Annotated in this window: 9 protein-coding genes and 1 pseudogene; 6 read left to right on the top strand and 4 right to left on the bottom strand. The window is 72.4% G+C overall.

Annotation, left to right across the window (positions count from 1 at the left end; all coding sequences use genetic code 11):
• Nucleotides 1-43: 43 nt before the first annotated feature.
• A complete protein-coding gene (locus EIY87_RS23965; protein ID WP_125311977.1) occupies nt 44-1,237 on the bottom strand; it encodes an oxygenase MpaB family protein in 1,194 nt (397 codons plus the stop codon).
• Between the two features lie 224 nt (nt 1,238-1,461).
• Between EIY87_RS23965 and EIY87_RS23960 the strand changes: the two genes are divergently transcribed.
• Together EIY87_RS23960 and EIY87_RS23955 are read left to right on the top strand one after the other, a co-directional pair.
• Nucleotides 1,462-2,625: a TetR/AcrR family transcriptional regulator gene (locus EIY87_RS23960; RefSeq protein ID WP_125312247.1), complete on the top strand. Its 1,164-nt coding sequence runs from the start codon at nt 1,462-1,464 to the stop codon at nt 2,623-2,625.
• 104 nt (nt 2,626-2,729) lie between these two features.
• On the top strand, nt 2,730-3,656 hold the full coding sequence (locus EIY87_RS23955; protein WP_125311974.1) for a hypothetical protein: 927 nt from the start codon (nt 2,730-2,732) through the stop codon (nt 3,654-3,656).
• On the opposite strand, the pseudogene EIY87_RS23950 reads toward EIY87_RS23955, so the two are convergent.
• A pseudogene (locus tag EIY87_RS23950) lies at nt 3,601-4,784 on the bottom strand (epoxide hydrolase family protein). The gene EIY87_RS23955 and the pseudogene EIY87_RS23950 overlap by 56 nt on opposite strands.
• A gap of 83 nt (nt 4,785-4,867) precedes the next feature.
• Between EIY87_RS23950 and EIY87_RS23945 the strand changes: the two are divergent.
• Nucleotides 4,868-5,431, top strand: a complete 564-nt coding sequence (locus EIY87_RS23945; RefSeq protein WP_125311972.1) for a CGNR zinc finger domain-containing protein — start codon at nt 4,868-4,870, stop codon at nt 5,429-5,431.
• Here EIY87_RS23945 and EIY87_RS23940 read toward each other — a convergent pair.
• Complete coding sequence (locus EIY87_RS23940; RefSeq protein WP_125311970.1) at nt 5,421-6,635, bottom strand: amidohydrolase family protein; 1,215 nt, start codon at nt 6,633-6,635, stop codon at nt 5,421-5,423. The two genes, EIY87_RS23945 and EIY87_RS23940, sit on opposite strands and share 11 nt — an antisense overlap.
• Nucleotides 6,636-6,725: 90 nt before the next feature.
• Here EIY87_RS23940 and EIY87_RS23935 point away from each other — a divergent pair, with 90 nt between their 5' ends.
• The 3 genes from EIY87_RS23935 (at nt 6,726) to EIY87_RS23925 (ending at nt 11,146) form a co-directional block, all read left to right on the top strand.
• Complete coding sequence (locus EIY87_RS23935) at nt 6,726-7,166, top strand: MarR family winged helix-turn-helix transcriptional regulator (protein WP_125311968.1); 441 nt, start codon at nt 6,726-6,728, stop codon at nt 7,164-7,166.
• 44 nt (nt 7,167-7,210) lie between these two features.
• Nucleotides 7,211-7,984 carry an endo alpha-1,4 polygalactosaminidase gene (locus EIY87_RS23930; protein WP_225440008.1) on the top strand — a complete coding sequence of 258 codons (774 nt, stop codon included), beginning with the start codon at nt 7,211-7,213 and terminating at the stop codon, nt 7,982-7,984.
• A 123-nt stretch (nt 7,985-8,107) separates the two neighbouring features.
• Nucleotides 8,108-11,146, top strand: coding sequence for a glycoside hydrolase family 2 TIM barrel-domain containing protein (locus EIY87_RS23925; RefSeq protein ID WP_225440007.1), 3,039 nt, complete (start codon nt 8,108-8,110; stop codon nt 11,144-11,146).
• On the opposite strand, the gene EIY87_RS23920 is transcribed toward EIY87_RS23925, so the two are convergent.
• Entirely contained in the window at nt 11,143-11,931 is a 789-nt protein-coding gene (locus tag EIY87_RS23920; protein ID WP_125311966.1) for a hypothetical protein, read from the bottom strand. The two genes, EIY87_RS23925 and EIY87_RS23920, sit on opposite strands and share 4 nt — an antisense overlap.
• Nucleotides 11,932-12,010 lie beyond the last annotated feature (79 nt).

Here is a 12,010-nt window from a genome sequence, read left to right as displayed (position 1 = left end):
TTTCATGACATGACGAGCCGCCGCCAGGGACGAGCGTGGCCGGTCAAGCACCCGGCCGGTTGCCGGTCGGGATGGTGATCGGGGTGGTCGTCGGCGAGCTGACCTTGTTCAGGAACAGCATCGCGATCGCGCGGATGAACTGGTCGAACAGGTAGAACCCGGCGGGTGCGACCGGCAGCAGGCCTTCCCGGAACGCGATGTAGGCCGGCCAGCCGGTGCGGACCAGTGCGGCCGCCGCGTAGTCGCGCCGGAGGCCGAGCCAGTCGCCGACCGCGTCGCTGAGGACGTAGCGGACGAACTCGTTCAGGAAGCCGCGGGTGACGCCCAGGTCGATCTGCGCGGTCAGGCCGAGCAGGTCCTCCGCCAGCTCCTTGCCCTCCGTCGTCGGGGACAGCAATGGGGTGAGCACGCGGGTCGACTGCGCGTCGGCCTCGGCCCAGGTCTTGGGGATGAACTCGTCGCGGACGCCGAGCAGGTGGATGGCGACCTGCCACTGGTGCAGGAAGGCCTCCTCGTCCGCGGCCGACATCGGGACGCGCCACTCCAGCAGCTTGCGGTGCACGTAGGTGCCGAGGCTGTGGAAGGTCACCAGGATGTCGCCGTTGCTGATCGGGATCTGCTCGTCGGCGACCGCCCGCCAGTGCGACGACTGGGGCAGCAGGTGGCGCACCGCCGCGTGCACCAGGCGCGTCTTGTTGGCCGTGACCACGAACTGGCCGCTCGGCTCGAACGCGTTCAGGTCGCTCAGGTCGTAGCCGAAGGTGAACGTCTTCGCCGCGCGGTCCTGCATGTCCGCCCCGCCCGCGGACCAGTAGACCGACTTGGCCTCGCGCGGGATGACCGTGCTCATGATGCCGCTGCCCAGGCCGTAGAGCATGAACAGGTAGGTGTCCTTGCGGCGGTTGAAGTCGGCGGCGCGGCGCAGCTTGGTGGCGTCGGCCCAGGACGGCAGCCGGTTGGCCTGCCGGAGGTGGCCGGCGAGGTCGGCGGGCAGCCCGGTGGGCAGCGGGTCGCTGTTGTTCACCCACGGCCGCAGTGCCGTGTTGACCGCGGGGACCTGGCCGGTGCCGAGGATGTCCGCCATCAGGCGGTCCACCTCGTCGTCCCACGTCCACCACGGGTCCGTGCCCGCCGCGGCGCCGCCGGTCGACGCCCACGCCGGGATGGCGCTCGCCGCGCTCACCAGCCCCAGTGCGACGCCGAGCGAAAGAACGTTCCTCCGGCTGAGATTGCTCATTTACTTACCTAGCTTCCTTGATAGGCAGTACCTGCGTAGAGCTTCCATAAACGCGCTGGATCGCGAGCTGTTGGTACGAGATTCTCCATTAACATAGACACCCGGTGCCGCGGTCGGCAAGAGCGGTACCGGCCTGAATCGGTCCGTCGCCGGGCGCCGCGCCCGGTTCGTGGTTGACTGGCAGGCATGGCCCCGCTCCCGCGCACCCCCGCCCGGTGGCCGCGGTGACCGCCGGGCCCGCCGCGGCGGCCCGGCCGCGCAACCGCAAGCAGCTCATCGTCGAGGCGGCGGGCGCGGTGTTCAGCGAGCGCGGCTACCACTCGGCGTCGATGGAGGAGATCGCGGCCGCCGTCGGCATCACCGCCGCGGCCCTGTACCGGCACTTCCCGAACAAGTACGCGCTGTTCGCCGAGTGCGCGAACGTCATGGCGGACCGGCTCGTCGCGGCGCTCGAGGAGGTGCCGGAAGACGGCGCCTTGGCGGACGTCCTGGCCGCCGCCACCCGCGTCACGGTCGCCCACCGCGCGGCAGGCGGGGTGTACCGGTGGGAGGCCCGCTACCTCGACCGCGACGACCGCCGTGTGCTCAAGGGCAAGTTCGCGCACGTCGTCGGCCGGGTGGCGGCCGCGGTCCGGCGCGAGCACCCGGCGTCCGACGAGCACCTGCGCGCGGTGGCGGCGCTGGGCGCGATCGGCTCCATCACCATGCACCACAACGCGTTCGCCCGGCGGCGCGTCGAAGACCTCTTGCTGGCCGCGGCGTTGCGCGTCGCCGCGACGGATACCCGGCAGGCGCCCGGGGGCGGGCCGCTCGTCGAACTGCCCGCCGTGCCCCAGCCCCGCACGCGGCGTTCGGAGATCCTCGCGGCCGCCATCCCGCTCTTCGAACGGGCCGGGTTCGCCGCCGTCACCAACGGGATGATCGCCGAGGCCGTGGGGCTGGTGCCGTCCGGGCTCTACCGCTACTTCCCCGGCAAGGCCGACATCCTGGCCGCGGCCTGCCTGCAGGCGGCCGGCCTGCTGGCCCAGGCGGTCGAGCACAACCTGCGCGGGGTGACCGGCGCGCACGACGCCCTGACCGCGCTGACGGCGACCTACGTGGCGTACAGCTTCGAGCACCACTCGCTCACCAGCGTGGCCGACGCCGAGATCGTCGGCCTGCCCGACGCCCTTCGCCGTCCCCTGGTGGCCGCGCAACGCGAGCACATCGCGGTCTGGGAGCAGCACCTGCGCCAGGCCCGCCCCGACCTCGACGCGCGTCAGGCGCGCGTGCTGGTGCACGCCGGCTTCGGCGTGGTGGTCGAGGCCGGGCGCCGCCTGCGGTGGGCGGATTCCCCCGAGCACCGGGCCGCCGTCGCCGCGTTGTTCATGAGCGCGCTGGGGCTGTGAACGGCACCGGCTAAACCTCCCGGGGCCGCCGGGCGTGGTGCCGGTGTCTCGCCGCCTGCCTGCCCGGCCTGTCACCCGCGGCCGCGGCGGGCTGCACCTGGGCGATGACGTCGCTGGCGCTGCCGGCGCCGTACACCGGCAGCGAGGTCTACGCGGCGGCGGAAGGCGGCTGGTTCGTCGGGGCCGTGCGAGGCGACAACGCGTATTCGCAGGTGCGGTGGCACGACGGTCAGATCGTTTCGTCGTTCCACCTGGCCGAGGTGCGCGACATCAACTCCGCCGGCGACGTCGTGGGGGACGGCGGAAGCGGGGAGTGGTGGGCGGCGAAACCCGTCGTGTACCGCGGCGGCCAGTACGTGAACCTGCCGATACCGCAAGGGTTCCGGTCCGCCAAGGCCATGCACGTCAACAACGCCGGGGACATCATCGGCGTCGCCTATGGTGAGTTCAGCGACGTCCACCCGGTGCTGTGGGCCGCCGCGCGGCCGGGCACGGCCGAGGTCCTGAACCTGGATCCCCAGCACCTCTACGACACCTACCCGGTCGACGTCGACGAGCAGGGCCGCGTCCTGCTCTACACCGACGTCGGAGAGCGCTCGGGTGAGGCGTTCGTCCGCGCCGCCGACGGTGGGTACCGGCAGCTCCCGCCGCTGTACCCCGGCGGATCCGTGCTGCTGGAAGCCTTCCACGGCGGCCGGATCGCCGCGTCGGTCGTCACGCCCGAGCTGACGATGGTCGCCATCGAAGCCGATCTGGACGGCCACGTCGTGGACACGACCACCGAAGCCGCCGACAGCCTGTTCCTCGACAGCGGCACGACGATGGCCGGCGTGGCCCACACGTTCGACCCCGAGAACTACGAACTGCGGGTCTGGGAGAACGGAGAACCCACCGCCGACCTGGCAGGCGACCCGGACTTCAACGCGGCACCCCGGCCCGCCGGCCTCACCGACGACGGCACGCTCGCGGCGACGATCAAGTGGCCGGGCACCGGTCTCCCGCGGGCCGTGGCGTACCACCGGGGCTGCTGACGGCCAGCACGGCCGCGAGGCCTTCCCGGAGGTCGTCGACGAAGTACCCGGGCACCTCCAGCGACGGGAAGTGCCCGCCCTTCTCGGGCGCGTTCCACCGCACGATCCGCCGGTAGCGCTCCTGCGCCCAGGGCCGCGGGTACTTCTCGATGTCGCGCGGGTAGACGGTGATCGCCGCCGGGACGTCGACCCGCAGCCCGGGGTCCAGGGAATTGTGGCTTTCGTAGTAGATGCGGGCCGCCGACGCGCCGGTCCGCGTCAGCCAGTACAGGGTGACGTCGTCGAGGATCCGGTCCCGGGAAATGGTTTCGAACGGGCTGTCTTCGGTGTCGGACCATTCGGCGAACTTGTCGAGGATCCAGGCGAGCAGCCCGACCGGGGAGTCGACGAGCGAGTAGCCGATGGTCTGCGGCCGGGTCGCCTGCTGCTTCGCGTACGCCGCGCGGTGGCGCCAGAAGTGGCGGGTTTCCTCGGCCCACGCGCGCTCGGTCGCGGTCAGCCCGTCGGTGGACAGCCCGGGCGGGCCTTCCGCGAACGTCGTGTGGATGCCGAGCACGTGCTCCGGGAACCGGCCGCCGAGGACCGTGGTGATGTTGCCGCCCCAGTCGCCGCCGTGGGCGGCGAACTCCTCGTAGCCGAGCCTGCCCATCAGCTCGACCCAGGCGGCCGCGATCTTTTCGGTGCCCCAGCCGGTTTTGGCCGGCTTGTCGCTGTAGCCGAAGCCCGGCGCGACGGGGCGACGACGTGGAACGCGGGTGCCTCGGCGCTGCCCGGGTCCGCCAGCTCGTCGATCACGTCGACGAATTCGGCGACGCTGCCCGGCCAGCCGTGCGTCAGGAGCAGGGGAGTGGCGTCCGGCCGCGCGGACCGGCGGTGCAGGAAGTGGATGCCCAGGCCGTCGATGGTCGTGCGGAACTGGCCGATCTCGTCGAGCCTGCGCTCGAACGACCGCCAGTCGTACCCGGTGCGCCAGTAGTCCACGACGTCGACGAGGTCGGCGAGCGGAACGCCCTGTCCCCAGCGGTGCTCGACCGTCTCGGCTTCCGGCAGCCGGGCGGCGGCGAGCCGCGCGCGCAGCTCGTCGAGGTCGGCGTCGGGTGCGTCGGCTTCGAACGCGTGCACGGACATGGGAACCTCCTGCCCCTCGAAGAACCGGCTTAGACGGTTCTAACACGGCGGCACCCACGCGAGCAACCGGCTAAGGTGGTTCCATGCCTGCCGGATTCCCCGACTTCCGCCTCGGGAGCGTGCTCGCGACCAGCTTCACGGCGACGTTGACCGAGCGCCGTGGCGACGCACTGGAGCGCATTCCCGTGCCGCAGCGGCTCGTCGACTGGCTGGTCGTGAGCGGCCTCGACGTCGGCTCGTGCACCGATGACCAGCTCGCCCTCGCCCGGGAGCTGCGGGAGTCGATCCACGCCGCCGCGACGGCGGCCGCGACCGGCGAAGCGCTCCCCGTCGCGGCGGTCCGCGTCATCAACGACCGCAGTGCCCGGGGCCGGGCCGCCGCCGTCCTGACACCCGAAGGCGAGCGGCGGTGGCGGCTCGGCCCGGACTCGGCCCTGGAAGACGCCCTCGGCGTGATCGCGGCCGACGCGATCGACATCCTCTCGGGCGAACGCGACGGGAAGCTGGCCCTGTGCGCGTCGCCGACCTGCCGGGCCGCGTTCTTCGACACCAGCCAGAGCCGCACCCGCCGGTGGTGCGACATGGGCACCTGCGGGAACCGGCACAAGAAAGCGCGGTTCCATCGCAAGAACGCCGTCAGTCCTTGAGCCGGCTGCCCCGCCGCCAGATCGCCCGGGTGTCGAGCGTGGCGCCGATGTCCGCCGTCGGGTCGCCGTCGACGAGCAGGAGGTCGGCGCGGAGCCCTTCGGCGACGCGGCCGCGGTCCCCGAGACCGAAGCGGCGGGCGGTGGTCGCGGTCGCGGCGCGCAGGGCCTGGGCCGGGGTCAGGCCGGCGGCCACCAGGTAGCCGAGTTCCTGGTGCAGGCTGGCGCCGTGGGCCAGGCCGCCGAAGAACGTCTCGGCCATGGAGGCGTCGGTGCCGGCCAGGATGTCGACGTCGGCGTCGGCCAGCGCCCGGACGGTCGCCAGCACGTCCTCGAGCTTGCCCTGCGGGTAGCGGCCGTAGCTGGACCGCAGGGTTTCCGCCCACTTGCCGTCGAGGCGGCGGGCGACCCGCGGGTCGGCGGCGAGGTCGCCGCCGGTGATGCCCATCATCGACGCGTTCAGGCAGACGCACGGCACGACGAACATCCCCGCTCCGGCGACCAGGTCCACGATCTCCGCGGTGTGCGGCCGGTCCATGAACACGTGGACGAGCCCGTCGACGCCCGCCTCGGCGGCCATCCGGGTGGCGTCGAGGGTCAGCGTGTGGGCCACGGTGAGGGCGCCGTGCTTCTTGGCCTCGGCGACCCCGGCGTTCAGCGTGGCCTGGTCGAGCATCGGCAGCCCGGGGTGCCCCTCGACGCTGCCGTCGTCGATCATGAACTTGATGTAGTCGGACCCGCGGGCGAGCAGCTGCGGGACGAAGGCGACGGCCTCTTCCGGCGTGGTGGAGAACGGCATCAGCGGCAGGACCGGCGGCAGGTCGCCGGCCGGCCGGAAGCCTTCGGGCATCAGCTCGCTGGGGTGCCCGCCGGGCGGGGTGATGGCGAACCCGGACGACCGGATGTCGGCGACCGTGTCGTCTTCGGTGATGTGCGCCCGGTTTTCGCGGGTGTGCAGGCCCTGCATCTCCAGCTCGGTGGTGACGCCGAACCGCAGGGCCAGCGCCTGGGAGCCGGGCGCGGAGTGGACGTGCGCGTCGATCAGCCCGGGCAGCAGGGTCGCGCCGCGGCCGTCGACGACCTCGGCGCCGTCGGGCACTTCGCCGCCGACCTGGCGGATCTTCCGGCCGTCGAGGACGACGGTCCGCACTCCCAGTGCCTTCTCGCCGTCGAAGACCTGGGCGCCGGTGATGGCGGTGGTGGCCATGGTGGCCTCGCTTCCTCGTTCGCAGGTACATACCCAATGCTATGCAGTTAGGGGTTGGTATGCAAATGCCGGGGGTACTACGATCCGGGGGTGAGCACCGCGCGTTCCGCCGAGGACCTGCTGCTGGACCGGATCGGCCCGGCGCTGTCCCGCCTGCGCCGCCGCACCCCGGCCACCGGCCGCGACCTCTCCCGCAACCTGGTGCTGAACGTCGTCGCGGACGCCCCGGGCGAGATGACCGTCGGCGGCCTCGCCACCGAGATGGGCGTCGCGCAGCCGGTGGCCAGCCGCACGGTGGCGGCCTGCATCGCCGACGGCCTGCTGCGCCGCGCGGCGTCCCAGGCCGACGGCCGCCGGACGGTGCTGGAGCTGACGGAGAGCGGCGAAGCGGAGCGGGACCGGTTCGCGGCCGAGCAGCGCGAGGCGTTCGAGGCCATCACGGCGGACTGGGCACCGGAGGACCGCGTCCAGTTCGCGCGGCTGCTGGTCCGGTACACCGAGGACGCCGGCGCCTGGTCCCGTGAGCGTTGACGGCTTTGTCCACTGTGGATGCCGGGCGTCGTAGAGTCGCGGTGGTGAGAACCCTTCTCGTCGTACTGGGCTTGACCGTCGCCGCTTGTTCGCCCGCCGAGCAGCCCGCCGCCGTGCGTCTTCCTCCGGTGAAGGCGGGCTTCGACTACCAGCTCGGCGGTGCCTACGGCCCGCCGGACGGCGTCGAGGTCGTCAGCCGCGACCACGCGGCCGCACCGGCCGCCGGGCGCTACAACATCTGCTACGTAAACGCTTTCCAGGCCCAGCCGGGTGCCGAGGCGGAGTGGGCCGATCTGGTGCTCCGGGACGCGAACGGCGATCCGGTGATCGACGAAGACTGGCACGAGGCACTGCTCGACCTGCGCACGCCGGACCAGCGCGAGCGCGTCGCGGCGAAGGTCGGCGCGTGGATCGACGACTGCGCGGCCAAGGGTTTCCAGGCAATCGAGCCTGACAACTACGACAGCTACACGCGCTCGCACGGCCTCCTTTCCGACGGCGACGCCCAGGCCTTCGTGCGCCTGCTGTCCGCGCACGCGCACGAAAAGGGTCTGGCCATCGGGCAGAAGAACACGTCCGAACTCGCCGGGCGGCGCCAGGAAAACGGGCTCGACTTCGCTGTCGCCGAAGAATGCGGCGAGCAGGAGAACTGCGACGAATACACGGCGGCCTTCGGCGACCACGTCGTCGTGATCGAATACACCGACGAGGGCCTGGCGACCGCCTGCACCCGCTGGGGCGGCTCGCTCAGCATCGTCCGCCGCGACCGCGGCGTCGTTCCCGAAGGGGCCGCCGGGTACGTCCGGAAAACCTGCTGAGGTCGAAATGATCGAAGCCTTTGATCGATCGGAAACCCTTGTGCGATAGTGCTTTCCGCTGCCCGCGCCGCCGCCGGAAGGGACACCCCGATGCCGCACTCGCCGCGACCGAGCCGACGTCTGGTGCTGGGGGGAGCCGGCGCCGCCGCCGTCGCCTCCGCGTTCGCGCCGGTGGCCAGGGCCGCCGAAGCGCTCACCCGGCCGGAGCTCGCGATCACCGGGCGGAGCACCGATCTCGGCGCCGGCTGGCGGTTCGCCCTCGCCAACCCCGACGGCACCACGGACCCCGGCGGCCGGTTCGCCGACGCCGCGGAGCCCGGCTTCGACGACTCGGCGTGGCAGGCCGTCGACGTCCCGCACGACTGGAGCATCGAGCTGCCGCCGACCCCGCAGGGCGGCACGAGCAGCGCGTCCGGTTTCTTCCGCGGCGGCCTCGGCTGGTACCGCAAGACGTTCACGCTGCCGCCGTCGCTCGCCGGCATGCGCGTCTCGGTCGAATTCGACGGCGTCTATTCGGACGCGCACGTGTACCTGAACGGCGAGCTGCTCGGCAACCACCCGTACGCCTACACCGGGTTCGCCTTCGACCTCACCGGCCGGGCGCACACCGACGGCCGGACGCCGAACGTCCTCGCCGTGCGGGCGGTCAACCCGCTGCCCAGCAGCCGCTGGTACTCCGGCAGCGGCATCTTCCGCCGCGTCCGGCTGGTCGTCACCGAGCCGGTGCGCGTGGCCCGGCACGGCACGTTCGTCACCACGCCCGACATCGCCGCCGGCCGGGGGACAGTGCGGGTGGCCACGGACGTCACGAACGACTCCGCCGCGGCGGTGGTGGTCGAGGTGCGCACCACGGTCACCGACCCGGCGGGCCGGGTGGTGGCGAGCGGCTCGGCGACCGTGGCCGTACCCGCCGGCCGGACGGCGACGGCGGTCACCACGCCGGAGGTCGCGGCGCCGCAGCTGTGGTCGACCGAACGGCCGCGGCTGTACGCGGTGCGCACCGACGTCGTCGTGGCCGGGCGCGTGCTCGACACGACCACCACGGACTTCGGGTTCCGCCACTTCGCGTTCCACCCGGACGACGGGTTCTCGCTCAACGGCGTGCCGGTGAAGCTGCGCGGGGTCAACCTGCACTCGACGCAGGGCGCGCTCGGCGCGGTCGTCGACGAGGCCGCGCTGGAGCACCAGATGCGGCTGATGCTCGCGATGGGCGCCAACGCGCTGCGGACCGCGCACAACCCGCCCGACCCGCGGCTGGTGGCGGTCTGCGACCGGCTCGGGATCCTCCTGATGGTCGAGGCGTTCGACTGCTGGCGCACCGGCAAGGTCGAGTTCGACTACCACCGCGACTTCGACGCGTGGAGCGGGCGCGACATCGCGGAAATGGTGCACGCGGCCAAGAACTCGCCGTCGGTCGTGCTGTGGTCGATCGGCAACGAGGTGCCGGACGCGTCGATGGCGGGCGGCCCGGCCATCGCGGCGGACCTGATCGCGGCGGTCCGGGCGATCGACCCGACCCGGCCGGTGGTGATGGGGTCCGACCGCTACCGGAGCGTCCCGGCGGCGGGCTCGCCGCAGGACCTGATCCTGCGGCAGCTCGACGGCCTCGGCGTCAACTACAACACCGCCCAGTCGCTCGACGGGCTGCACGCGAAGTACCCGGACAAGTTCTTCTTCGAGTCGGAGTCGTCGTCGGCGACCTCGACGCGCGGCGTGTACCAGGACCCGGACCTGCCCAACACCGGGGAGAACCACACGCCCGGCAAGCGGGCGACGTCGTCCTACGACAACAACCTGGCCTCGTGGACCTTCAGCGGCGAGTACTCGCTGAAGAAGGACCGGGACCGCAAGTTCTGCCAGGGCCAGTTCCTCTGGGCCGGGCAGGACTACCTCGGCGAGCCGACGCCGTACGACGTCTTCCCGGTCAAGACGTCGTTCTTCGGCGCGATCGACAGCGCGGGCCTGCCGAAGGACGCCTTCCACCTCTTCCGCAGCCAGTGGACGGCCGCGCCGATGGTGCACCTGACGCCGGTGGACTGGACCGGGCACCGGCCGGGCGAACCGGTCGCGGTGTGGGTGTACTCCACTGTGGACACCGTCGAGCTGGTGCTCAACGGCCGTTCGCTGGGGACGAAGAAGTTCGACCGCAAGACCACTGTGGACGGACGAGCGTACCTGGAGACGACCGAGCCGTCCGGCGACGACAAGAACGACCCCTCCGGCAGCTACACCAGCCCGAACGGCAGCTCCGGCAAGCTGCACCTGACGTGGACGGTCCCGTTCGAACCCGGCACGCTGACCGCGATCGCCCGGGACGGCGGCCGCGAGGTGGCCCGCGACCGGGTCGTCACGGCCGGGCCCGCGCACGCGATCACGCTGACCGCGCCGGACCGGGCCGGAAGCGGGGCGATGGCGTTCGTGACGGCGTCCGTTGTGGACGCTCGTGGCGTGGTCGTGCCCGGCGGCGAGCCGGTGCTGCGGTTCGCCGTCGCTGGGCCGGGGCGGGTGGCCGGGGTGGACAACGGCTGTCAGGAACTGGCCCAGAGCTACCAGCAGCCGACGATCCCGGCGTTCCGCGGGCAGGCGGTGGCGGTGATCGCGGCGACCGGCGGCCGCGGCCCGATCACGGTGACGGCGACCGCGCCGGGACTGGCGCCGGGCCGGATCACCTTGCCGGGCACGAAACTCGGGCAGCGCAACGGGCCCGGGGCGCGGGCGGTGGAGGTCCCCGCGCCGGTGGTCGCGGTGGCCGCGGACGCGAGCTACTCCGGCGCGCCGGACACGCTGCCGTCGGCGATGCTGGACGGCGACCCGGCGACCGGCTGGTCGAACTTCTACGTCAAGCAGGCGACCGCGACACTGGCCGCGGTGAGCGTGCCACGAGCTGAGGACTGGGTGTCGCTGACGTGGCCTTCGGCGCGACGGATCGGCGGGCTCACGGCCCGGTTCGTCGTCGACGCGAAGCACGGGCTGCCGTCGGCGGCCGAGGTCGCCGTCCGCACCGCGCGGGGGTGGGAGCCGGTGCGGAACCTCCGGATCACCTGGGGGAGCGGCTCGAACGACCCGACGACGCTCGAGTTCGATCCCGTGGTGGGCACGGAAGTGCGGCTGACGATGACCGCGAAGGGATTCCTGCGGATCAGCGCCCTGTCCGCGATCTAGCGGCTACACGGCGCCAGCGCGTCCAGGCCCTGCGGCTTCTCGGCGTTGCGGCCGATCGCCGTGGCGATGCGGTTGATCGTCGCGACGCGCTTGTCTTCCAGGGGGCCGAGGATCGCGTTCTGGACGAAGTTCGGGCCGCCTTGCCCGGCGCTCGTGACGAGGCGGTTGTTGGCTTCGGCGATCTGGGTGTCCAGCAGGTCCAGGTTGCGCTGGACCTCGGCTTGCGCCTGGGCGGGGATCGCCGGGAGCCGGCTTTCCACGTCGGGGCAGCTGATCTGACCGGCGGCCGCGGTGCTCTGCGCGGGCGCGGGTGCCGGGGCCGGTACTTGCGACGACGCTGCTCCGGAGCCGGACTGGCCGCCCAGCGAGCACGCCGCCAAGCCGCCCAGGTTCTGGGGTTTCTCGCCCTGGCGGCCGATGGCGATGGCGATCCGGTCGATCGTCGACGTGCGCTTGTCCTGCAGCGGGCCGAGGATCGCGTTCCGCACGAAGTTGGGCCCGCCCTGCCCGGCGCTCGTGACGAGCCGGTTGTTGGCTTCGGAGATCTGGGTGTCGAGCAGCTGCAGGTTGCGCTGGACCTCGGCTTGCGCCTGGGCCGGGACCGCGGGGAGCCGGCTCGCCACGTCCGGGCAGGTGATCTGCCCGCCCGACGCCGCGTTGGCGGCGCCGGGGTCGCCGACCGTCGTCGCGATCACCAGCGCCCCCGCCGCGATCGCGAGGCCGAGGGCCGCCGTCGCGATCTTCGTCCGCCGCGAGAGGCGGTGCCGTCCACCGGTAGCAGGCATGAATCACTCCAAGTTAGCGTGAACACAAGGGGGCCACACGGGCAGCGCGCGGTTTTTCCGAATGGTGCGGCCGAGTGGC

This window comes from Amycolatopsis eburnea, assembly GCF_003937945.1.
GTDB lineage: Bacteria > Actinomycetota > Actinomycetes > Mycobacteriales > Pseudonocardiaceae > Amycolatopsis > Amycolatopsis eburnea.
The sequence above is the reverse complement of the archived record's forward strand: the minus strand, read 5'-3'. Positions and strand labels throughout refer to the sequence as shown.

Coding starts and splice junctions, on each gene's coding strand:
- EIY87_RS23920 (WP_125311966.1), bottom strand. CDS start 11,931: ATGCCTGCTACCGGTGGACGGCACCGCCTCTCGCGGCGGACGAAGATC.
- EIY87_RS23945 (WP_125311972.1), top strand. CDS start 4,868: ATGCCTGCCGGATTCCCCGACTTCCGCCTCGGGAGCGTGCTCGCGACC.
- EIY87_RS23955 (WP_125311974.1), top strand. CDS start 2,730: ATGACGTCGCTGGCGCTGCCGGCGCCGTACACCGGCAGCGAGGTCTAC.
- EIY87_RS23940 (WP_125311970.1), bottom strand. CDS start 6,635: ATGGCCACCACCGCCATCACCGGCGCCCAGGTCTTCGACGGCGAGAAG.
- EIY87_RS23965 (WP_125311977.1), bottom strand. CDS start 1,237: ATGAGCAATCTCAGCCGGAGGAACGTTCTTTCGCTCGGCGTCGCACTG.